Source organism: Flavihumibacter solisilvae (assembly GCF_000814475.1).
Lineage (GTDB): Bacteria > Bacteroidota > Bacteroidia > Chitinophagales > Chitinophagaceae > Flavihumibacter > Flavihumibacter solisilvae.
Window position 1 is genome coordinate 135,946 of sequence record NZ_JSVC01000011.1, and the last position, 23,232, is coordinate 159,177.

16 protein-coding genes are annotated in these 23,232 nt (G+C 48.2%); 5 read left to right on the forward strand and 11 right to left on the reverse strand.

Annotation, left to right across the window (positions count from 1 at the left end; all coding sequences use genetic code 11):
* Positions 1-111: 111 nt before the first annotated feature.
* A complete protein-coding gene (gene uvrA / locus OI18_RS10930; RefSeq protein ID WP_039139833.1) occupies positions 112-2,640 on the reverse strand; it encodes an excinuclease ABC subunit UvrA in 2,529 nt (842 codons plus the stop codon).
* A 67-nt stretch (positions 2,641-2,707) separates the two neighbouring features.
* Between uvrA and OI18_RS10935 the strand changes: the two genes are divergently transcribed.
* From OI18_RS10935 to OI18_RS10945, 3 genes are all read left to right on the forward strand, one after another.
* Complete coding sequence (locus OI18_RS10935; RefSeq protein WP_039139834.1) at positions 2,708-3,217, forward strand: hypothetical protein; 510 nt, start codon at positions 2,708-2,710, stop codon at positions 3,215-3,217.
* A complete protein-coding gene (locus OI18_RS10940) occupies positions 3,160-3,459 on the forward strand; it encodes a YciI family protein (RefSeq protein ID WP_039139835.1) in 300 nt (99 codons plus the stop codon). The genes OI18_RS10935 and OI18_RS10940 overlap by 58 nt, the downstream gene beginning before the upstream one ends.
* Positions 3,460-3,566: 107 nt before the next feature.
* Positions 3,567-4,430 carry an SDR family oxidoreductase gene (locus OI18_RS10945; protein ID WP_039139837.1) on the forward strand — a complete coding sequence of 288 codons (864 nt, stop codon included), beginning with the start codon at positions 3,567-3,569 and terminating at the stop codon, positions 4,428-4,430.
* 18 nt (positions 4,431-4,448) lie between these two features.
* On the opposite strand, the gene OI18_RS10950 is transcribed toward OI18_RS10945, so the two are convergent.
* The 9 genes from OI18_RS10950 to OI18_RS10990 form a co-directional block, all read right to left on the reverse strand.
* Positions 4,449-5,597 carry an alpha-hydroxy acid oxidase gene (locus OI18_RS10950; protein WP_039139838.1) on the reverse strand — a complete coding sequence of 383 codons (1,149 nt, stop codon included), beginning with the start codon at positions 5,595-5,597 and terminating at the stop codon, positions 4,449-4,451.
* Positions 5,598-5,662: 65 nt separating this feature from the next.
* Positions 5,663-7,276 carry a B12-binding domain-containing radical SAM protein gene (locus OI18_RS10955; RefSeq protein WP_152616792.1) on the reverse strand — a complete coding sequence of 538 codons (1,614 nt, stop codon included), beginning with the start codon at positions 7,274-7,276 and terminating at the stop codon, positions 5,663-5,665.
* Between the two features lie 71 nt (positions 7,277-7,347).
* Positions 7,348-8,016, reverse strand: a complete 669-nt coding sequence (locus OI18_RS24870) for a hypothetical protein (protein WP_052273095.1) — start codon at positions 8,014-8,016, stop codon at positions 7,348-7,350.
* 12 nt (positions 8,017-8,028) lie between these two features.
* A complete protein-coding gene (locus tag OI18_RS10965) occupies positions 8,029-8,508 on the reverse strand; it encodes a (2Fe-2S)-binding protein (RefSeq protein ID WP_039139839.1) in 480 nt (159 codons plus the stop codon).
* A complete protein-coding gene (locus OI18_RS10970) occupies positions 8,505-10,667 on the reverse strand; it encodes a xanthine dehydrogenase family protein molybdopterin-binding subunit (protein WP_039139840.1) in 2,163 nt (720 codons plus the stop codon). The genes OI18_RS10965 and OI18_RS10970 overlap by 4 nt, the downstream gene beginning before the upstream one ends.
* 102 nt (positions 10,668-10,769) lie before the next feature.
* Positions 10,770-11,981 (reverse strand): purple acid phosphatase family protein, encoded by a 1,212-nt coding sequence (locus OI18_RS10975; RefSeq protein WP_039139842.1) that lies wholly within the window; start codon positions 11,979-11,981, stop codon positions 10,770-10,772.
* Between the two features lie 65 nt (positions 11,982-12,046).
* The gene (locus OI18_RS10980; RefSeq protein ID WP_039139843.1) at positions 12,047-15,259 is read right to left on the reverse strand and encodes a GH92 family glycosyl hydrolase; all 3,213 of its coding nucleotides are present in this window, start codon (positions 15,257-15,259) and stop codon (positions 12,047-12,049) included.
* 37 nt (positions 15,260-15,296) lie between these two features.
* Entirely contained in the window at positions 15,297-16,358 is a 1,062-nt protein-coding gene (locus tag OI18_RS10985; RefSeq protein ID WP_039139845.1) for a phytase, read from the reverse strand.
* Between the two features lie 2 nt (positions 16,359-16,360).
* Positions 16,361-19,219 carry a TonB-dependent receptor gene (locus OI18_RS10990; RefSeq protein WP_039139847.1) on the reverse strand — a complete coding sequence of 953 codons (2,859 nt, stop codon included), beginning with the start codon at positions 19,217-19,219 and terminating at the stop codon, positions 16,361-16,363.
* 227 nt (positions 19,220-19,446) lie between these two features.
* On the opposite strand from OI18_RS10990, the gene OI18_RS10995 reads away from it, so the two are divergent.
* Entirely contained in the window at positions 19,447-21,768 is a 2,322-nt protein-coding gene (locus OI18_RS10995; protein WP_039139945.1) for an ABC transporter permease, read from the forward strand.
* Between the two features lie 4 nt (positions 21,769-21,772).
* Here OI18_RS10995 and OI18_RS11000 read toward each other — a convergent pair whose 3' ends face one another.
* Positions 21,773-22,477 carry a Crp/Fnr family transcriptional regulator gene (locus OI18_RS11000; RefSeq protein WP_039139848.1) on the reverse strand — a complete coding sequence of 235 codons (705 nt, stop codon included), beginning with the start codon at positions 22,475-22,477 and terminating at the stop codon, positions 21,773-21,775.
* A 135-nt stretch (positions 22,478-22,612) separates the two neighbouring features.
* On the opposite strand from OI18_RS11000, the gene OI18_RS11005 reads away from it, so the two are divergent.
* Complete coding sequence (locus OI18_RS11005; protein WP_052273097.1) at positions 22,613-23,224, forward strand: methyltransferase domain-containing protein; 612 nt, start codon at positions 22,613-22,615, stop codon at positions 23,222-23,224.
* Positions 23,225-23,232: the final 8 nt, after the last annotated feature.

Below are 23,232 nucleotides of genomic sequence, written 5' to 3' on the forward strand. Positions count from 1 at the left end.
TACCAGCTGAGCAAACCAACTGTTGAGGGGAATTAACAGTTGCTAATCGAAGTAGTTACAAGGTAATACTATTTGGGGGAACGCTACATAGCGGAGAGCCGGATTTTACCGTTAAATAAGCCTTGATAATTTTAGCTCCCGGTGCAGGTAAACGGCTGTCTTGCTTTCTTTTGAATTTGCAACGTGAATTGGAGTGCCTTCAGCAACAATGTGCCCACCCTCCTCGCCTGCGCCGGGTCCCATGTCCATAACCCAATCACTTCGTGCGATCACGCTCATATCATGTTCAACAACGATCACTGTGTTGCCCGCATCAACGAGCCGATTCAATTGGGTGACAAGCTTTTCTACGTCTGCGGGGTGAAGGCCGGTTGTTGGCTCGTCAAGGACATACAGCGTATTGCCACGGCCTGTCCGCTGTAATTCAGTCGCCAGTTTAATGCGCTGGGCTTCGCCGCCTGACAACTCGGTAGCAGGTTGTCCAAGCCGGATATAACCGAGTCCGACTTCCTGCAATACATACAGTGACCGCTTCACACTTTCGTCTTCCGTAAAGAATTCATGCGCTTCATCAACGGTCATTGCCAGTACTTCGGCGATATTTTTCTCCCGGTATTTTATCTCCAGCGTTTTTGCATTGTACCGTGAACCGTTACAAACAGGGCAGGGAGAATACACGCTTGGCAGGAATAACAATTCCACCATCACGAAACCTTCCCCTTCACAATTATCGCACCGGCCCTTCCCAACATTGAAAGAAAAGCGGCCGGCATCGTAGTGTCTTGCCTTTGCTGCTTTTGCGGAAGCAAATAATTTCCGGACGTGATCAAATAAGCCGGTATAAGTAGCCAGGTTGGACCGTGGTGTACGGCCGATGGGCCGCTGGTCAACCTGCACGAGCCTTTTGATTTTTTCCATTCCGCCAGTGATCTTCCCACCGATGGTTACCACATTTTCCTGCTGCAACGTATCCTGTTCTTCCTCTTCCTGCGGAAGTTCATGGCCGAGATGAGCTGCAACCAGCTCTACCAAAACCTGGCTGACCAGGCTTGATTTCCCAGATCCCGATACTCCAGTGATACTTGTAAGCACCCCCAGCGGAAACCTCGCATCGAGATCCACCAGGTTGTTGCGGGAAACACTTTTCAATTGCAACCAGTCATGGGGCTTACGTGGGTTAAGTGGAGTAAAAACATTATCATCGAACAGGTGGCGGCCGGTCCGGGAGTTTTCAATATCCTTCAGTCCTTCCGGCGGGCCACTGTACAATATTTCTCCGCCACGTTCGCCCGCGGCCGGACCCACATCAACGATCCAGTCGGCATGACGGATCACATCAAGTTCATGCTCTACTATAAATAAAGAATTGCCTGATGACTTTAATAAGTCCAGCACTTTCAACAGGGCTTCCGTATCAGCAGGATGCAGTCCGGCAGATGGTTCATCCAGCACGTATACAACACCAAAGAGATTCGAGTGCACCTGGGTTGCCAGTCGCAGCCGTTGTAATTCGCCTGGTGACAAAGTCGGAGTACTTCGTTCGAGCGACAGGTATCCCAAACCAAGATCCATCAGCACTCGCAGTCTCGCTACAAGGTCTTCTGCAATCCGTTGCGCCACCAACACTTTCTCCTGGTGATCCTTTGCCACTTTTTGATCCAGGGTCGCTGTGCCATCGGCATAGGAATTGAAAATTCCCGATAACTTTTTTAACGGCAACCTCGATAACTCCGTAATATCATAACCTGCGAATTTTATTGAAAGTGATTCGCGGCGAAGTCGTTTACCCATGCAGGTTGGACATTCGGTACTCAGCATGTACTGGGATACCCGCTTCTTCATCAACGCGCTCTGTGTATTGGCGAACGTATGCAACACATAGCGCCTCGCACCGGTAAAGGTTCCCATATAACTCGGTTCCATCTTACGTTTAAGCGCCTCTTTCACTTCTTCAGGGTTAAAGCCGGCATAAACCGGTACAGTAGGCTGCTCATCAGTAAAGAGGATCCAGTCACGATCTTTTTTCGACAGCTTTTTCCAGGGGATGTCCACATTGAATTCCAGCGTGGTTAATATATCCCGGAGGTTCTGGCCCTGCCAGGCTGTCGGCCAGGCTGCAATGGCCCGTTCCCTGATGGTCAAGCTATCATCCGGTACCATGGATTTCTCGGTCACATCGTAAATACGGCCAAGGCCATGACACTGCGGACAGGCACCTTCCGGTGTATTCGGGGAGAACGATTCAGCATACAACAGCGCTTGCCCCTTTGGGTAAGTACCCGCCCGGGAATACAGCATTCTCAGCAGGTTGGACAAAGTAGTTACAGAACCAACGGATGACCTGGTTGTCGGGGAACTCCGTTGTTGCTGGAGCGCGATTGCCGGCGGAAGTCCATCGATAGTATCCACCACCGGTACCGGCATTTGGTGAAACAGGCGTCGCGCATATGGTGACACCGATTCGAGATAGCGGCGTTGCGCTTCTGCGTAAAGTGTTCCGAAAGCTAAAGATGATTTACCTGAACCTGATACCCCGGTAAAAACTACCAGTGCATCGCGGGGAATCTGGAGTGAAACGTTTTTAAGATTGTGTTCGCGGGCTCCCCGTACCTGGACAAATCCGTTACGATGTGTGGCCATGACAGCGTCATTCAAAACGTATGCCGGGAAATTGGCTATATTTATTAGAGACCATCAACAGATTTTTATGGCAAAAGCGGTACTGCTGTTCAATGGTATAAACTACCCCCACCCTGCTGTTGACGATGCTTTGAGTTGGGCAAAGAAGCATCATGGATCGATCATCGCCATATTCCTGATCACCAGGAAGCAGGAAACAGAAGGCTATATCTGGCCAAGCGATCTTGATGAAGCTGAGAATATGAGCTCGAACAGGGATTCTTATTTCAGCAGCATTCGCATCATTGAAAGCAACATGCAGATGCTTAAGCATCATATGGACCTGGAATCAATTGACGGAGATCTTGTCTTACTCGCAGATCCGACCGAAGAAGAATTGCGGAATGAATGCAGGGACGCGGATATGATCTTCGCATCAGCAAAGATTTCAGAACCGGACATTCTTACCCAGGACAGCATTAACCTGAAAAAATTCCTGGAACATTTCCGGGGGACAGTAAACTGGATAAACAAACCATTATGCCTTTTTTTTATTACAAACTTAATGCGCCAAGAGCCACTTTTCCTGCAGATATAACTAAGGACGAAATAACTATGATGCAGGCACATGTGCTATACTGGACGAATATCCTGGAGATGCATAAGGCAGTTGTTTTCGGGCCTGTTGTACACCCGGAGGGAGCTTTTGGGGTCGCCATACTCGAAGTGCAGGATGAGGCGGAGGCATTGTCGCTTGTGCAACATGATCCGGCGATACTTTCAAACCTGGGATTCGGGAGTGAAGTGTACCCGATGGCAAAGGCAATTGCGAGAACCTGAAGGCAGGAGGTCACGCAAAAAATAGTTGAAAAATAAAAGACACTGCATCATTTGTTCATTGACTTGTGGCCGGAGGACTAATAGCTTTGTGCTTTAAATTCAACAGGATGAAAAATATCATTCTAACCGGGTCAAGCAGCGGATTTGGCTTAACTACAGCAAAAATACTTGCAGAAGCCGGGCACCGGGTGTTTGCAACAATGCGGAACACTAATGGCAGGAATGCAGCGACTGCAGCTTCTTTACTTCAATGGGCTGGTGACAACGCGCACCATCTGGAGGTTGTGGAACTGGATGTTACCAGCGACGATTCCGTGAAACAGGCCATTGAATCCATCAGCATCAAAACGGGAGGAATTATCGATGTCCTTATCAATAATGCAGGCTCTGCGTATATTGGTCTGAACGAAACACTGAGTGCCGCGCAAACCAACCAGATGTTCCAGATCAATGTAATTGGCGTAGACCGGATGATAAAGGCAGTTCTTCCTTTTATGCACAGGCAGAAAGACGGATTACTGATCACTTTGTCAAGTGTCACTGCAAGACAACCGACACCTGTAATGGGCATTTATGCTTCAAGTAAAGCCGCTGTAGACGCGCTCTCAATGAGCTACTACTATGAGCTGAAATCCTCAGGAATTGATGTCAGCATTCTCCAGCCGGGAGCATACCAGACAACAGACATTGTCTCCAACCAGATGGTACCGCAGAACCCGGCAGCTGAAAAGGATTATGCAGCAGACATGATCAACTACAAAAACGCCGTACTTAAATATTTTGAACCAACAGATTCAAGTCCAGACCCGCGCGAAATTGCGGACAAGATCCTTGAACTGATCGACACACCGAAGGGACAGAGACCATTATGGACACTGATCGGCGCGGGACAGCTGACAGGCACTATCAGCAATATCAACAACAGTGTGAAGGACCTTGTTGACAAACTTGTGAGCAGGAGAGCTGATTAATAATTGCCGGTTGACAGTCTATTTAACCAGGTGTGCAGGAAGATTGGTTACATTCTCGCAACAAACCTGCTCCATTACTTGCTTTAGCTGGGTCTTCAGGATGGAAATGATATGGTTCCCACCTTCATTCCCGAGGGCTGCGACACTGTACATGAAAGAGCGACCCAGGAACGCAAATTCAGCGCCGCTGGCGAGCGTACGGGCAATATCCGGACCGGTTCGGATACCACTGTCCATCATGATCTTCATTTTGCCTTTATACTTCTCTACGATCGGCTCAAGCGATTTAATGGTAGATTGGGCGGCATCCAGCTGGCGCCCGCCATGATTGGAAACAATGATCCCATCAAATCCCATCCGTCCTGCCGCCTCAGCGTCTTCAACGGTAGCCACACCTTTCAATACAAGTTTGCCCTTCCACATATCCCTGATGGGTTTGATCTTCTCCTCATTTAAACGACCCGAAAAAGTCCTGTTCATGAACTGCCCGAGGTGCTTCATACTCATTCCTTTTTCCATGTATGGTTTCAGTGTCGCGAACCCCGGAGTGCCATGATACAAAGTCCTGAATGCCCATTCCGGCCTGGACATGATCTGGAAGATGTTGCGGAGCGTCATTCGCGGCGGCATAGACAAACCGTTCCTGATTTCGCGGGCGCGGTACCCAAACGTAGGCACATCGCAAAGCAATACCAGCACGGGATAGTTGGCCGCCTCGAGCCGCCTGATGATATCATCCCTTAAGGTGTTTTCTGCAGGATGGTATAGCTGGTACCAGGCCCGCCCTTCGGTGAGCTCACTGATGCGCTCAATTCCTGAGGTGGTTACAGTACTCAGGATAAAGGGTATGTTATGCTGCAATGCAGCTTTGGCAAGAATTTCAGGAGAGTTGGGCCAGATCAGTCCCTGCAGTCCAACAGGTGCGATCCCGAATGGCGCGTCATATACATGACCGAACAGTTCTGTTTTCAGGTCCGAACCACGGTGAGCGGAGAGGTAGTAAGGCAATAGCTCCACATCACGCAGTTCCTTAGTGTTTTTAACCAGGTTGACAAATTCATTACAGCCGCCATCGAGGTATTCAAAGGCAAATCCGGGAATCCTGCTTTTCGCTTTTTCCCTCAGGTCATCAACAGATGGATATTTGTAATTATACTCCCATTTCATGGAGCTAATTTCGGGCAATGGCCATTACCCGTCTACCTCATTACTAACAAAAACCACTCATTTGGCTACATCACGACGAATTTCCTTTTGTAAGAAACTGGCATCTTGGCAAGAATCCGCAGAATATCATTTCTCAGGTGTTCATCCTGCCGGTTATGTTCACTTGAAAGCGCGAGGAGATATTCATCCGAAACCGTCTTATTGCTAAGGCCGGATTCTTCAAAATGGGCCAGGGCTTCGGACAGGGTAGCCAGCATGAAATGATTTGAGAGGGAAGTGACGGCCTGCACTTTGTTGCAGAACGAACTGCTGAAGGGCCTTTCGGCGAAATCAAGATGCGATTCGAAATTCAGCAACCTCAGGAGATTCAGGGTCCCGTTTGGTCCATGATTCCGGTGTTTAAAAGCACCCAGCTGCCATTCGTAAAACCGGTCGAGGCGGGGATCCAGGAAATGGTAATCTGCATAGCAGTCCTTTTTTTCGAGCCTGTCTTCTGCCAGCAGCTTTTTCTCCACGCCCGTTCCCACGTATGGAAGCATCCGGCAATAACCTGCCGGCGCGTAACCATCGCCTGCAAACTCCTCCAGGAACTTAAGGTTGTTGCGGATCGTGTCGAATGTTGACCACGGCTCCATCAGCATGAACCCGAAATCAAAAGAGAGATTCAGTTGCTTAAGCACTTCCGCCGCCAGGAAATGCGATTCAGGCTGCAGCACTTTGTTCAGGTGGCGGAGGCTTTCCGGATCACCCGCTTCCACACCTAGATAAACGTGGGTGAGGCCTGCTTCCACAAGTGGCGCTAACGATTCTGCTTTCACTTCGTCAGACCGGCAGGAGATCTTCCAGCGCAGGTCCTTGTTTAACCCCCTGCGGATACATTCTTCGGCTACAGCATGCGCCCATCGCACGCCTGCCTTCCCGCCGGCAAGGAAATCATCGTCCTGCCACAGGATGATCCTGACTCCCCTGTCCCGCAGGTATTCCACTTCATCAACTATCAATGCAGGGCTACGCAGTCGTCTTCCCCGCGTACCATTGCCCTCGTAAAAAGTGATAATAGAGCAGAATGAACATACCCATGGACAGCCGCGGCCACCGATCATCGATGCCGTGGGAAAATCCTCAGTGGAATAATCGATATCCTCCCGGACCGGCCAGGGAAGTTCGTCCAGGTTCTTTCTTCCCTGCCTTGCCGCGTTGATCAATAACGACCCGTTGTCAATGCAGGCCATTCCACGAATGTCAGACCAATCCTCATTACACGCAATTCTGTCGGCCAGTTCAACCAATGTTTCCTCCCCTTCAAACCTTATTATCGAATCCAGTTCGGGAATGAATTCAAAAAGCTGGGCAGGTTCAAACGAAGCATAGTGACCGCCAATGGTAAAATGTGCATTCACGCCGGCAGTCCTTAATGCTCTGATCAGCATGCCGAACCTTTCCGTGTAATACTGGAAGATCAGCGAGAAGCCAACTATGCCAGGCAGATGTTGTTCAATCGACTCAATGATGGGGGATGGATCATCCTGGAATTTTACAATAAAAGCAGAATGTCCTGCTTCCCGCAGACTTGATGCCAGGTACCTGATACCGAGATTGTCCTGGTCTTCAAAACCTACGAGCAATACAGTGGATTTGTTCTTTACGGGCAACATGGATGGCGCTGTGGATACGGGCAATATCCCACGTTAACCGACAGCAGACAAGGGGAAAATCACCTGTCAGAATACCTGATTTTTCCCGCAGTCGCTCACTTATCCGGCAGCTCTGCCCCTTTGTCTATCCATTCCTTCACCCGCGCAACAAAATCCTTATGGCTTAACGGCGGACGGGTACCATAAGTAAAACTGTGTAGTACCAGGTGATCCGTTTCCACATGTTCGACCAGGCGGTGAATGTCTTTGAACCCGGTAAATGCCGAATCTTTGAAGCCCATTGCCAACTGGCGGGGCGTTTTACCCTGGAACACCATCGGGCGTTGGGCAGTTGGCAGGTGCCAGGTCTCGATACCGGGGGGCAGGTGTTCCCCTTCAAGGTTGGCATCCTGGTGACAATTTTTACATTTCATGGCGAACAGCCCTTTGCCATCCGGACCGCGCTGGACATTCATCGTATGGATGGTGCTTTTATCGCCCTGCAGTGGGGCATCACCCGAAGGGTGGCAATTCATACAACGCGGATGCATAAATACCTTGTAGGCGTCAGCAAACGCGGCTTTTGATTCTGCTGCCCGCTTTTTTTCCTCATTAGAATTTTGCGCTTTGGTCCTGTCAATTGTATCCGCAAGAGTGAAGGCGAGATTCACGGGCTCTTGCACAGCATTTTCCGGGAAGGCGAAAGGAGAAAAAACAATACCTGCCGCCACAATAGTACCGGTAATCCATACCCGCGAAGCAGGCGCATACCTGATCTTTTTCATCGTAGTCAGTTTTTAGATAGCGGAAAGCATGGCATTGGAACTTTTCAGCCGGGAAGCAAGGTGAATGGCCTGGCGGATCCGCAGGTAGGTGCAACAACGGCAGATATTTCCGGCCATCGCATTATCGATGTCGTTGTCTGTCGGCTGCGGCTGGTCACGGATCAGGATGGCTGCGGCCATGATCTGCCCCGACTGGCAATACCCGCATTGGGGCACATCGATCTCAGTCCACGCTTCCTGTAAAGGTTTACTAAGAGAAGGCTCCAGCCCTTCAATAGTAACAATCGATTTGCCGGCGGCCCTCGATACCGGGGTAACGCATGACCTGATTGCTTCGCCGTCCATATGTACGGTGCAGGCTCCGCACTGTGCGACGCCGCAACCATACTTGGTGCCGGTCAGTCCCAGCCTGTCACGGATCACCCATAACACGGGCATATCTGATGGCAGGTCCAGTTCGTAGGATTTCCCATTTACGGTTAGCTTTATCATATCAGACTGGTTGAATGATGAATAACAGGAAGCGACCTGATTCTTTTCCCGGTTGCTGCGAAAATTGCATTTGTCAGCGAAGACATGATCTGGCCGACAGACGACTCACCAACGCCTCCCGGCTTTTCCGTGCTTTGTACTACATGCACTTCGATGTCGGGCATTTCATTCATCCGCAGCATCGGGTAGTTATAAAAGTTCTTTTGCTGCACCCTGCCTTTTTTGAAAGTGATCTCGCTATATAAAGCAGCAGACAAACCAAATGCAATGCTTCCTTCTGTCTGGGCAACTATGCCGTCAGGGTTTATAGGCAGGCCGCAGTCGATGGCACAGGTAACTTTTTCTACCCTTACACCCTTCTCTTTCGTAACTGACAGTTCAGTAATGAGTGCGACATAACTCTGCACTGCTTCAAAAACAGTAACACCCATGCCCTGGCCTTTTGGCAACTGTTTTCCCCAGCCGCTTTTTTCCGCGGCAATGTTCAGTACATTCAGCAAGCGTGGTTCCTGTTTGTATAACATGCGCCGGTATTCCACCGGGTCTTTCCCTGCTGCATGGGCAAGTTCGTCAGTGAGGCTTTCCATTGCGAAAATGGTATGGCTAAGGCCCACTGCACGCCAGTTGTCCACAGTCACAGGCCATACCGGTGTATTCAATTCGATGCGCTGGTCCTTGATCCCTTTTACAAACGGTGCGTTATGCATGCCCTCGATTGAAAACATGTCAACACCATTGATCACGGCAACTTTTTCGAACGGACCTCCTGTCATTACAGACTGACCCACACTAACCTGTTTCCAGGCAACGGGTTCTCCATTAGCGTCAAGTCCAACCTTAAACCTGTGCAGGAAAGCAGGCCGGTACATCCCGCCCTGGATATCATCTTCACGGGTCCACACAGTCTTCACCAGTTTGCCGGAAGCCTTTGCCACTTCCACTCCCTCGCGTACAAAATCTGACCGCGTAATATTCCGCCTTCCAAAAGAGCCACCCAGGAATACTGTATTGATAAACACATTTTCAATGGGAAGCCCGGTGATCTCGGATGCTGCTCGCTGGTCATCTGTCTGTGTTTGTGTGCCTGTCCAGATTTCACATTTGTCCTTACTAAGTCTCACTGTACAATTTACCGGTTCCATTGGTGCATGTGCGAGGAAAGGTTGGTAATATTCAACCTCTACAATTTTCGCAGCACGCTTCAGTGCAGCATCCGGATCACCTGAAGTATTGTTTACAATTCCGCCTTTATCTGCCCGTTGTTTCAGTTCCGCAAGCAGGTTGTCACTATCAATTTTTTCACCATCGCCTGGCACCCATTCCACTTTCAGCTTATCGCGGCCTTTTTTCGCCGCCCAGAAATCGTCTGCCAGTACCGCGATACCACTGGGAACCTGTACCACCTGGCGAACCCCGGCAACCGACTTTGTTGCCGAAGCATCGTACGACTTAACCTTTGCGCCGGGAATTGGCGCGCGTGCAACCATGGCCGTGAGTAATCCGGGGAACTGCACGTCAATACCGAAAATCGCCTTGCCATTGATCTTGTCGGGCGTGTCGAGGCGTTTTACTTTTTTACCGATCAGCTTCCAGTCTGCCGGTTCTTTTAGTTTTACCTCGCCGGGCACAGGCAGCCGCATCGCTTCTTCTACCAACTCGCCATAACGAATCCTGTTTTCACCGACAATCACCTGGCCGTTTTCCGTGCGGCAATTTTTCACATCTGCCTTGTAGCGATTTGCTGCGGCCTGCACCAGTAACTGTCGCGCCGTGGCTCCTGCTTTACGGTAACGGTCAAATTCTGAAAGCAGGCTTGTTGAGCCGCCGGTGCGTTGTGTAGCGTAAATAGTATGGTAAAACTCGACAGCGGCAGGTGCATGCTCAGCCTTTACAGATTTCCAGTCTGCATCCAGTTCCTCTGCAATCAGCATACTTAGGGAAGTCCAGATGCCCTGGCCCATTTCGCAGTGGGAAAGGACAATCGTAACGGTATCATCGGACCCGACCCGGAGATAAGCATTTGGCCTGAAAAACAATTCCGGCGCACCGGCTTTGGTTTTGTTGCGTGGCGTTATTTTGAACGGAATGATCAACCCGCCGGCAGCGAGGGTTGTATTGCGAATGAACTGCCTGCGCCCTATACTGTTTAACCCTTCCATACCAGTGTTTTTTAGGATGAAAAAACAGGGTACTGTTGAAGGGCTAAGTTACCTCAATCATGTTGGCAGGAATTGTCGATTTCATCCAATTCCTTTGACATATCAACTCACGGTATAAGAGCCAACCACTGCACCATCGTCGCGCAGCATGCTGAGTGAAAGTTGTTGCGCATTTGCTTTCACTTTGATCAGTGTCCGCCTACCGTCTTTAGGCCCGCCACCAATGATGATGGGGTATTTATGTGATCCGGATACAGGTGGATGCACACCATATGCATGGGTATGACCACAAATAACAAGATCTACATCATATTTATCGAAGATGGGCGAGAACAATTCGCGGCAATGCAGTGTACCGTGGCCATCGCCGGAATAGAATGGCGGGATATGCATCATCACTACCCTGTATTTTGCCTTACGTGCGGCCTTGCTCTGCAGCTGCGCTTCCAGCCATGCAGCCTGGCGGATCCTGTAAGTATCAAAGTCCACTATACCAGCATAGACCGGGTGATCATCGTTTTTATCCTCGCCGGTGTCGAGTGCAATGCCAAATACAGGCCCCCATTTGAAAGTGAAATACTGCCCGGTGGGGCCGCCAAAATAATCCTTCAGGTTGCGTGCAAATTTTCCCCGCGTTTCATGATTTCCGCGAACAAACATCATCGGTTTCTGTGTCGCAAAGCAGGAAGTACAGGGCGCGATCAGGTGATCGATAAGTTGTTTCTCATCGGTCTGGTAATCGAACATGTCGCCATTAAGGAATACATAATCATAGTGATCATTGCCGTTCAGGTCCAACAGTTGCCTGAACGATTCCGGCCGGTCGTGGATATCATTCAGCACTAACCAGTTTACTTCCTGTGCTGATGGATTGATGGTGTTCATCGTGTATGCCTCACTGTGAACTACTTCTCCATATGTTACTTTATATGGCTGAAACTGGACGATCTCTTTTGCGGCTACGCGATAGTTGTATTTTATCCCGGGTGTAAGGCCCTCTATCCTGATCTCATGGATCCTGTTATAAGCGTTTACAAGTCCATCCGTAATCGCATGTGCTTTCTGGTTGAATTCGCCGTTGGTTCCATATTCAACCCAGCAATAAGTCGGTTGCGCCGTAACCAGGCGGATACTGATGCTTGTGGCACTAACAGCCTGCAAATAGGGTGCTGTCAGGAATAGCGAAGCGTTTTCTTCAGTTTGCTCATTGGCGAGGACAGGCAATGCGGTAACATTGAGCGATCCCAATGCAGCAATTTTTGCAACTGAACCAAGAAACTGTCTTCTACCTGAAAGCAGGCCGGGCTTTTTCATACCAATTGTTTAAACCTGAAAATACGGGTGCCGGCAAAACGAACCGTTCACAATCGTTTGCGCAATTACTGTTGTGCTTTTCCCATTTCCTGTAAGATCTCCGTTTCGGTTAAGGGTGCTGTAAACACTTTGATCCTGTTCATGTAACCATGAAAGATCCGCTCATTTGGAAACTCTTCATTTCTTCCGACATTCCATTTGCTTGTCACGGACAGGTTCACAGGATCAGCAAGCGTTGTTTTGCCCATGAGTTTACCATCGATGTATACTTGTAAACTATTGCCATCACAAACCCCGGCAATATGGTGCCAGTTGCCGACCCAGTTGGCCGGCAGGTCAACCATACAGTCGCCCCTTCCCCATCCACCGGCAAAGAATCCAAGTTTATTGCCCGACAATTGCAACACGTGATTATCTCCCTTGGTAAGCAGGTCAACCAATCCGCGGGTTTCTTTTTCAGGGTGAACCCAGGCCATCATGGTAAGTGACTCATTCATTACATCAAGGCTGGTGGCGTTTGGAACTTCTATATAACAGTCCTCCCCCAGCAACAAATCAGACCCTGGTTTAACCGGCTGGTTTTTTGTCGTGATGATCATGCCATTATTCTTCCAGCCCGACTGATCCTTAATGATCTTTCCCTCTTCTATATTCTTCATCTCAAGTGACAGCACCACAGCGTCATTGGCTTTGCTGTACACTTTGAACTGCTGTTTAGTTCCATGTACACTTACATCCTGGAACCCTTCCTTATGTGCAGCAAATTCCGCTGTCAGCTTTATCTCCTGGCCGGGCCGGAGTGTAACGTCCAACGTCTTTATTACGGAGTCCTTCAGCATAAGCGGAATGTTGAATCCGCGGGTTTCACCACCAATATTTTTGGCGACGAAATGCATGCGCTGCATTTCGTTCAGTTGCAACATGGGACTAACAAACAAACCTTTTATCTGCAGGGTTTCCGGGCTGCCTGCAACAGGTTTGGTTACTTCGAGTTCCATACTATTGGACTCATCAATTTTCACGACGGATGGACCGAATGGATATAACCTGCAAACAATTGAATCTGTCACCGATCCGCTGGCAGGAACGAGACAGTTTATACTGTCGTACACCTGCCCGTTTACATACAGCCTTACGATCTTTGTCCCCAAATCACCCTGGTTCCTGAGATTGAAATAAATCCTGAAAGGCTCATTTGGTTCTACTTCTTTCTTCGATACTGATGCGCTGGTAACCTGGATCCGGGCATCGCCATGTGAAGGTGGAAAAATATTCTTCGGACCAGGCCCCATTTCGAATTCCAGCCCACCGCCTTTGACAATTGCAGAATGAGAAAGGGTATTGCTGATATACTTTTTGTTGTTCAGCCTGATCGATTGAATGTAATAGTTTGTATCGTTGTTATGGTGACTGCTGATCCTGAACTTCTTTCCATTCCGCAGTTGAAGCGTTACAGATTTTAACAGCGGAGATCCGATCGCATAGTCGGGGCGACCGGGAGAAACCGGGTAAAATCCGAGGGCGCTGAATACATACCAGCTTGACATAGACCCCAGGTCGTCGTTGCCCGGTAGTCCACCCGGACCAGTTCCAAATCTTTCCTGCATAAATTTCCTGACCCATTTCTGCGTTCTCGCAGGGTCATCTGCATCATTGAACAGGTAGGGCACATGGAATACCGTTTCGTTGTCAAACACTAAGAGGCTGTCCGCAAATGCAGCGTCAAGTTGATCAGCAAAAGCTTTATTCCCGCCCTTGAGGTTCACCAGGTCTTTTCCATTGTGCGGAACGAAATAAGAGTAAACCCACTTGTCGCCCTCCTTATACCCGATCGTTCCCGGATTCATTTTGAACTCCTCGTCCTTACGCGGCAACATTGACAGGTCCTGCACATTAAAGAGGTTCCGGTAGTGAGACGAGCGTTTCATTAAAATTTCGTGATCCTTATCATTCTTCATTATCGATTTTGCATAGGAAGCCAGGGCCCAGTTATCATAAGCATATTCAACGGTGCGGGTTACCGATTCGGGGTAAGAGAAAGGAATATATCCCTGTTGCAGGAAAGCTTCCATATCGTGCTGCAGGAATGGTGGCTCCATGATGCTTTTTTTCATGGCCCTGTATGCCAGCAGCCTGTCAATGCCGCTGATGCCCTTCAGGTATGAATCTGCAATTATGGGAACCGAATGGTTGCCGGTCATGGATTCAATGGGCAGAAATCCGGATTGCTGGTAAATATCAAGCATCGACAGCAGCATATCCCTTTGTTTTTCCGGGTACAGCAACGTGAGTAGCGGATGGAGGGAACGAAAAGTGTCCCAAGGGGAAAAGCCACCGTATTGTGCTTTCCCATTTGTTTTATGGATTTTTCCATCGGCGCCGCGGTAGTTACCATCTACATCTGAAATGATCCACGGCAACAGCAGGGAATGATATAAGGCAGTGTAGAAAATTGTTTTATTGGAAGTACTGCTGTCGGTTACTTCAACAACGGACAATTCCTTTGACCATTTCGTTTTGGTCTTTGCTTTTACCTGGTTAAAGCCATCCTGGCCAATTTCAACCTCAAGATTTCTTTTTGCGCTTTCAACGCCTGCGCCTGAAACGCTCAACCTCAGAACTATTTCACTTTTTTTACCTGGGGTAGGTTTGAATGAAATAACCGTTGCGTCTTTGCGTGTTTCGAGATCTTTCGCATCGCTGCTGAACAGGAATACACTGTTAGCAGAATGAATCAACCGCGACGACTTTGACACAACCTGCCCGGCATCGCGAATCATTATTTTCGGGATCATGCCAGCGGGGAAAGTAAACCGGAACATCCCTGATCTTTCTGTCGCTGTGGCTTCTGCAAGAATGCCATCATCAAGCAATACACTATAATAACCAGGTTCGGCTTTTTCATTGCGATGTGAAAATTGGCGATTGTATCCCGCATCGATGGTCGCATCGCCGCTGACCGGCATAATAAAAAGCCTGCCAGCAGATCCACTGGGAAAACCACTCATGTGACGCGTACAGCTGAAATAAAAAATCGAACTGTCATCGTAGTTATATGTTCCTCCGCCCCTTGTCTCGGGTGAAAGCTGGATATAACCGGACGGAGCCACAGCACCCGGGTAAGTGCCTCCTTCACTTCCCCACCTCGTGAAGACATCGCTCTTCGCCGTTCCGATAAATGGATCAACATAGTTTACGGGCGATTGAGCGAAGGCAGAAGTTGACAGGAATGCACTAAAAAGCAGGAAGTAATAAAACAGTCGGCTGGTCTTTTGCAAAAGTCAAATTTTATGGAAGCTACCGATTGTTGTAGTTCTATGGAGTTTTGAGCCCTGCTTTTTTCGCGAGGTCTTTCCAGCTGTAGTACTGAAAGGTTTTGTCGGTGCTCATGGCAACGAACAGTCCGCCTTCAAAACCGGGCAGGCTGACGGAGGTCAGTTCACTCCCGTCGCTTTCCTGTGCCTTTACGGGCACAACGGCTACCCGCTTATGTAAGTTCTGGTCGCCTTTTGAACCTTCACGGCTGTAAATGTTGAAACAGTTTGCTGCCTGGTCCGAGACCAATATATAGCCGGTGCTGTCGCCCGTTTTATAGATAGAGATCCCTTCGTTGTCTTCCTTAAATTCACCTGTTCCAAACATGGCAAGTTCTTCGTTTCCACTTGAAGGATCAGCGTAGTACTTCCGTATTCCTACCTGTTCATCGGAGTAATACACATATCCCAATTCATTATCCACTGCAATGGATTCAATTTCTTTTTTCCCGCTGTATTTTCCAAACTTCCTGGCGAGCCTCATAGTAACAACGCCGGCACTATCCTGTAACTTATATTGCCACAGGTATCCTTCGTGCGGGCCTGACTTCCTTCCTACAATAACATAGAGCGCACTGTCGGAACTCTGTTTGTAAACTGCAACGCCCATTGGCAGCCGATCCTGTTCACCTGCAAACACTTTAATTCCACCAGCATCTGCGGGTTCCAGGGCCGGCAGGGTGAAGAACCTGACCAACTGCGACTCCCTTTCCGTTACCACAGCAAGGTCAACAAATGTTCCGTTCAACTTTACACCGTATGCGATATCCACGTTGTTGGGGCGCTTCAGTCCAGTGACCTTATTTACGATTTTGCCGTGCAGGTCGAAAGCATATAATCCGCCCCCGGTTTCCTTGTCTGTACCGATCACCAGGCTTTTTGAAGTATCGGAACTGTTGATCCAGATTGCGGGATCGTCCGTATCGTACACAACCTGCTCTGTTACAACCAGCGGTTGCACAGCATCCGGGGCCGGTGCTGATTTCAGCGGACCGCCACAGGAAAGGAACGATACGGACGAAGTGATCCAGACAAGACGAAGTAGTACAGCTGTCGTGCTCATAGTTATTTTACCAGGTCGAATTTTACACCCAGGTTAAGTTTCGGTCCATAGTATTCAACCTGCGCTGTTCTTTCCTTTACACCCTGGTAATAGCGCAGAGGCTGGTTGGTCAGGTTATTCGCCTCTGCAAATACCCGCCATTTCGGGGTGATGGCGTACGAGGCATTGGCATCAAGGAAAAACTGCTTATCGTAGTATCGATCGAAGAAACTGTTTTCGTTATAGCCGCCATCATCACTGTCATCAACATACGAAGACGTATAATTTCCCGACAAACGAACCGCCAGTTTTTTACTCTCGTAACCCAGCGAAGCATTAAACATATTGGGAGCAGCACCGGGTAGCTTCACATCGTTGCGCACCAGCTTTCCTGAAGCGTCGTAGATGCCGGATGCTTTGGAATGTGTATACGTATAGTTCAGGTACACGCCGAAGCCTTTCCAGAAGCCGGGAAGAAAATCGAGCTGGCGCTGAACCGATACTTCAAATCCGAGTACATCGGCCCCGTCGCCATTGCGACGCTGGGAGAATTCCCAGTTTTCGCCAGCGCCAATCGGGTTATTTACACCCGGGAAATCAGCTGCAAATTCGTCCTGCGTGTAATTGTTATCGATGTAGGAATAAAAGAACCTGTCAATCTTTTTGTAGAACACACCGCCGGAAATCAAACCAACAGACCTGAAATATTTTTCAGCCATCAGGTCAAGATTTGAAGAGCGAACCGGTTCGAGTTTAGGGTTACCGGCACCAAGCACCAGGTCATTAGGGTTGATGTTAAAATAGGGAACAAGGTCGTAGTATTTAGGCCGGGCAAGTGAATTTGTCCATGCTGCCTTGATCACAAAATTGTCTGCCAGTTTATATCTCAGGTTTATTGAAGGCAACACGTCCGTATAGTTGTTCTTCAGGTCCGCAGTGCCTTTAAGGTCTTCTTCATCTTCCACAATATTACCGGTGTAATTGATATCCGTGCGTTCTACGCGCAGTCCGACCCTTGCTGAAAACCTGTCCGTGAAATCCTGTTTCAATTCCGCGTAACCGGCAGTTATGGTCTCTTTGGCATTATAGTTGCCGGCGAGGTATTCAGCCGGCTCATCCGTTTCTTCGAAGAGTGATGAATTTTTGAAATCTAGTCCGCCCAGGTATTTGGCAAAAATGAAATCACCTGCAACGTATTTGCTACCCGGGTAAAAATCACTGCTGGTCTTATTTACCAGCGGAACCTGGGTGATATCACCAAACCCGTTAACCGGCTCATACGAGAAGAAAGTATTGTCCCTCACCTTCTTCTTTGATCTTAAACGTCCGCCAAACCTGAATGCACCTTTCCGGTTGTTGATGATGGAAAGCGGCAATTCAAAATTTAGTTTTGCATTGAGATCTCTTTCATATTGGTCCTGGAACTGCTCGGTAAGTTCACTGAGGCGGGTATAGCCGGATAAAGGCGTTTCATCCGTGAGCAATGGAAATTCCTGGTCAGTGATATCCTGGCTGATGGTAATGTTGCGACGTCCCATTGCAAAGTATCTTTCATGCGGTCTTTTCTCGCTGGCCTTTGCATACTGCACACTCCAGTCGGTCCGGAGCTTTCCAAAAAAATGCTCACCTTTCAAAGCCAGTGATCGTACGCGCTGGTCTTCCAGCCTGCGGCTTTCATTGCGGTTGTCATCGAGACCGCCCTTGGTTTGCCTGAGCACTTCACCATTCGTATATCCCGTTATATTTCCGTTCCCATCATAAATCAATTCTGCCTGGTCCGGGTCTTCCGCATCGCCGCGGTACCTGTGACGCAAACGGAACCTGTTCTCTTTATCATCACGCCAGTTATAGGAACCGGTCAAAGTAATGGTGTGCAACGGGTGAAGCTTAAAATCAAAGGTTGCTGCAAGACTCCTGCGAATGCGCATTTCGTCGTAAACCCTTACATCGTGGTCGCTCACAAACAATTTGCCGTCTGCATCTTTGCTCCACACAGATTCAACATTATCGGAACCAAACACATTCCGGTTATAGGAGCCACTTACAACAAATCCAAATTTGTCGTTTGCCAGCCTGTTGCCCACAACAAAATTTGCGGTACCGATGAAGCCATTGTCACGCACCGGGTTAAACCCGCCTGCAAGCGTTCCGGATAAACGCAAACCATTCGGCGCTGCACGTGATACCAGGTTTACTGATCCACCGATCGCGTCGGCATCCATATCGGCAGTAAGTGTCTTGTTTACTTCCACAGTCTGCACCATGTCTGAAGGGATAAGATCCATCTGGATCCGCCTGTTGTCTCCTTCTGCCGAAGGAATTCTTTCACCATTGAAAGTAACAGAGTTGAATTCAGGACCCATGCCACGAATCACAATATTCCTGGCTTCGCCCTGGTCATTCTGCATAGTTATCCCGGGCACTCTTTTGATGGCATCACCGATGTTCGCATCAGGGAAACGGCCTATCTGGTCAGCACTGATAATATTGGTGATATTGTCGCCATTCTTTTGCTGGTTCAGTGCTTTCGCCTGTCCCTTGAGCCTGTCGCCAAGTACCAGCACATTATTCAAAGATTCCACACCCGATTGCAGCTTCGCTGTTAATTCGATCGTTGATCCTGAAGCAGTGAGTTCGTATTTGTATTCTTTGAACCCGATATAGGTGATGGTCAGGGTATGTTTTCCCTCCGGAACATTAGTGAGTACGGCATATCCGTTATTTCCCGTTGCTGCAGTAAAACGTTTGTCTTCCAGTGTAACGTTCGCTCCCGGTAGCAGGAGATTCTGTTCATCGACGACTTTGATTTTAATTACTGCATTCTGGGCAAATGCAGTACAGGCCAGGCATGTAAGCGCCAGCAGTACGTACAGTTTTTTCATAAACGGTCTTGGTGTTTTTTACAACGGGACCGAAGGTATCAGTTCAGCATTACGGGATTTTGAACGAATCATTAACTAATTATGAAGGCGGCGAAGCAGGCGTTACTGCCTGTTACAAAACCGGTCAATTACTGTATCGTAATCGGACACATGCTCTTCTTTTTTGCATGCAGGTTATTAATAATCAACCAGTTGTTCACTGGCATGCTTTTGAATACCAGGTATATATGTTTAGGACCAACCTGAAAATTGCGTGGCGGAACCTGCTGAAAGACAAACAGTTTACTGTTATTAACGTACTCGGACTGTCTGCCGGACTGGCGTGTGCATTGCTGATATTTTTATGGGTGAATGATGAAATGCGCTATGATAAATCCTTTGCGAACCAGGACCGCCTGTACCAGTTATTAGAGAACAATTCAGAGTCTTCATCCGGTCCACTCAGTAAAATAGTTAAAGAACAAATACAGGGAGTTGAATTTGCCGCAGGGGTTGCTCCTGTTGAGTGGTTTCCGCCATACACGCTTTTTGCAGGAAGCAAAAGCATCAAAGCACGTGGCCAATATGTTGGCGCAGACTATTTCCAGATCTTTTCTTTCAAACTCATTGAGGGTAATAAAAGTGCCGTACTACAGGACAAAGGATCCATTGTTATATCTGATGAGCTGGCTAACAAACTTTTTGGTACCACGGAAAACATAATCGGAAAGCCCGTACGATTTGACCAGGATACAACCTTTCATGTGTCGGGGGTATTTGAAAAAGTACCTGTCCATTCTTCGCAGCAGTTCGATTTTGTATTGTCGTTTGAATACTTTCAACTAAAAAAGCCCTGGGCTGCAACATGGGACAAAGGCCCGAGAAATTACGTGCTGGTAAGCGAGGGAACCAGGATCGACAATTTCAATAAAAGCATTGCCGATGTGATTACCCGTAACACCGGTGACTCGATAACAGTTTCCGCCGTTAAATTTTCAGATCTCTACTTATATGGCAATAATGGTGACGTGACAAACAAAGGCAGGATTGAATATGTGCGACTGTTTTCCATACTGGCGATATTCATCCTCGTTATTGCCTGTATCAACTTCATGAACCTTTCCACAGCCAAGGCGGCAAGGCGGCTGAAAGAAATCGGGATAAAGAAAGTAGTGGGCGCAACCCGCCGGCATCTCATCCTGCAATTCCTTTCCGAATCATTATTGCTCACCGGATGCGCAACCGTATTTGCAGTTGTTATTGCTTATTTCCTGCTGCCTGCCTTCAACCAGGTTACCGGGAAACAAATCCACCTGAATTTTGACACGACAATCATCATCTATTTTATCCCGGTTATTGTATGCACCGGTTTACTTGCAGGAAGCTACCCGGCGTTGTATCTATCAAAATTCAACCCGCTTACTGTGCTGAAGGGGAAAATTTCAACATCCTTTGCTGAAGTGTTATCGAGAAAGGGACTTGTCGTTTTCCAGTTTACACTATCAACCATTTTGATTGTTGCCGTAATGATCATTTACCGGCAGATCCAATTTATCCAAAACACGGACGCAGGGTATAAAAAAGACAACGTACTTCGCCTCCCTGTGGAAGGAAGTATGAAGGATAAGGAAAATGCTTTTATAGCAGAGCTGAAAAATATTCCCGGTGTCAGCAATGCAAGCACGGCGTATCACAAGCTGGTAGGACGCGGATACGGACATGGCGGCATGCGATGGTCCGGAATGGAAGATGACCGGAAGGTTTTCTTTGAAGCGTTCGAGGTCAACTACGACTTCATTGAAACCATGGGCATGAAGATGAAAGAAGGACGGAGTTTCTCCCGGGAGTTTAGCGGTGATACGGCAACAATTATCCTGAACGAGAAAGCAGTAGAAGCAATGGGGTTGAAAGATCCGGTTGGACAAACCATTACCCGGTTCAGAACGAACGTGCAGGTTATTGGTGTTGTGAAAGACTTCCATTTTGAATCCCTCCACGAACCAATCAAGCCTGCCTACCTGTTTTTATGGCCAGGCGGAACGATCATCGCAAGTATCCGGCAGGCGAATCAACGCGAAACTATTGCAGCCATTGAGCAGCTGTATGCCAGGTACAATCCCGGATCTCCATTCACTTTTAATTTCCTGGATGAAGCCTACCAGAAACAATATGATTCTGAATTGAGGGTGTCGGCTCTTTCAAAATATTTTGCAGGACTGGCAATTATTATTTCCTGCCTTGGACTGTTCGGGCTGGCAGCATTTACTGCACAAAAAAGAAGAAAGGAAATTGGGGTCCGGAAAGTCATTGGTGCTTCAGTAGCTGACATTACGGCTATGCTGTCAAGAGATTTTTTACGACTGATCATCATTTCCCTGGCAATTGCCCTGCCGGTATCATGGTGGATAATGAGCAGCTGGCTTCAAAACTATGCGTACCGGATCAGCCTCTCGCCAGGCATTTTTGTAATCGCAGGAATAGCTGTAATTGTCATAACGTTGTTTACCATCAGCTTCCAATCCATAAAAGCCGCAATGGCAAATCCCGTAAAAAGTTTAAGAACGGAATAATGGTTCAATCATTCGCAATCGCAATTAGTTTTTGCACGTCTGTAATGATGATCTTCCGGCCCCTGGTTTCCAGGATTCCTTCTTCTTTGAACTCCGATAAAATCCTGACCACATTTTCCCGCGCTGTGCCGACGAGACTTGCCAGGTCATCGCGGCCCATATTGATTTCTACCGGCATTCCAGGTTGAAAATTCACTTTATATTTTTCACGGATAATGACCAGCTGCATGGCGAGTCGTTCCCGCACCGATTTGTGGGCAAGTAAAGTAAGGCTATTGGCTAGTACGGTAAATTCATGGCTCAGGGTCTTAAGCAGTCTTTTACTAAGTACTTCTGATTCCCGTACCGCAGTAATGAAATCTTCACGGGGAATAAAAGCCACCAGGCATTCTTCCAGCGCGGCCGCGGAATCAGGAAAGCGGTCTTCCGAAAGGATCGCATGATATCCAATCAGTTCACCCCTATTGGCTACATAAATGATGTGCTCCTTCCCATGTTTATCCGTTTTATACTTTTTCACCTTTCCCTCTTCGATTAAGAAAATGCCGGACGGGTAAGCCCCTTCCCTGAAGATGATTTCACCCTTTTTATACTGCTGTCGCGACTGGTGAAACATCAACAACTGCAGGTCTTTCTCCGGCAGGTCAGTCAAGACCGACTCGCTGTTAAAGTCCCAGTTGTCTATGGGAAAGATGCCTTTTATACTCATACTTCGCCAAATTTACTAACCCGTCGGGACTCACCCGTCGGGTGCCACCCGTCGGGTGAAAAAAGGTGATAAAACTCACTTTTTGGGGTGAGATGATTTACCGGGGGGAAAGGTGGTGCGGTCTAATTTTGCAGGATGAACAAGGAATGTGTTGCAAAATCATTGCTGCAGGAAAAATGGTTCCAGACGGATGACAGCTTCAACAGCATATTTCCTGTAGGCATTCAAAACCAGGCAAGAAGGCATTGGACCCCACTAAGGGTCGCGAAAAAAGCTGCAAGGTTTCTGTCGACCGATAGCGGAGTCCGGATCCTTGATATTGGCAGCGGCATCGGAAAATTTTGCCTGGCGGCTGCCTATTACCAGCCTAAGGCCAGCTTCTTTGGAATTGAGCAACGCAGGAACCTGGTTGAACAGGCTGAAAAAGCAAAGCAGGTTTTGCAGCTTGACAATGCACATTTTCTATATGGAAACTTCACGCAGGTCGACTTCCAGCATTACGATCATTTTTATTTCTACAATTCTTTTTACGAAAACCTTAGCGGCACCGAAAAAATTGATGACAGTATAGACTACTCTGCAGAGTTGTTCAATTACTATAATGGATATCTTTTTAGGGAACTGGAAAAAAAGCCTGCAGGCACCAGGCTGGTGACCTACCATAGCCTGGAAGATGAAGTGCCGCCAGGGTACCAGGTAGTAGGAACCGCAATCAACGACTATTTGAAGTTTTGGATAAAAATCTAAGCCCCCTT

Excerpts from the sequence above, each read along its gene's own strand:
- OI18_RS10935 (WP_039139834.1), top strand. The coding sequence starts at position 2,708 with ATGGCAAAAGCGGTACTGCTGTTCAATGGTATAAACTACCCCCACCCT.
- OI18_RS10985 (WP_039139845.1), bottom strand. The coding sequence starts at position 16,358 with ATGAGCACGACAGCTGTACTACTTCGTCTTGTCTGGATCACTTCGTCC.
- OI18_RS11000 (WP_039139848.1), bottom strand. The coding sequence starts at position 22,477 with ATGAGTATAAAAGGCATCTTTCCCATAGACAACTGGGACTTTAACAGC.
- OI18_RS10965 (WP_039139839.1), bottom strand. The coding sequence starts at position 8,508 with ATGATAAAGCTAACCGTAAATGGGAAATCCTACGAACTGGACCTGCCA.
- OI18_RS10945 (WP_039139837.1), top strand. The coding sequence starts at position 3,567 with ATGAAAAATATCATTCTAACCGGGTCAAGCAGCGGATTTGGCTTAACT.
- OI18_RS10970 (WP_039139840.1), bottom strand. The coding sequence starts at position 10,667 with ATGGAAGGGTTAAACAGTATAGGGCGCAGGCAGTTCATTCGCAATACA.
- OI18_RS10990 (WP_039139847.1), bottom strand. The coding sequence starts at position 19,219 with ATGAAAAAACTGTACGTACTGCTGGCGCTTACATGCCTGGCCTGTACT.
- OI18_RS11005 (WP_052273097.1), top strand. The coding sequence starts at position 22,613 with ATGAACAAGGAATGTGTTGCAAAATCATTGCTGCAGGAAAAATGGTTC.
- OI18_RS10940 (WP_039139835.1), top strand. The coding sequence starts at position 3,160 with ATGCCTTTTTTTTATTACAAACTTAATGCGCCAAGAGCCACTTTTCCT.
- OI18_RS10975 (WP_039139842.1), bottom strand. The coding sequence starts at position 11,981 with ATGAAAAAGCCCGGCCTGCTTTCAGGTAGAAGACAGTTTCTTGGTTCA.
- OI18_RS24870 (WP_052273095.1), bottom strand. The coding sequence starts at position 8,016 with ATGAAAAAGATCAGGTATGCGCCTGCTTCGCGGGTATGGATTACCGGT.
- OI18_RS10950 (WP_039139838.1), bottom strand. The coding sequence starts at position 5,597 with ATGAAATGGGAGTATAATTACAAATATCCATCTGTTGATGACCTGAGG.
- OI18_RS10995 (WP_039139945.1), top strand. The coding sequence starts at position 19,447 with ATGTTTAGGACCAACCTGAAAATTGCGTGGCGGAACCTGCTGAAAGAC.
- uvrA (WP_039139833.1), bottom strand. The coding sequence starts at position 2,640 with ATGGCCACACATCGTAACGGATTTGTCCAGGTACGGGGAGCCCGCGAA.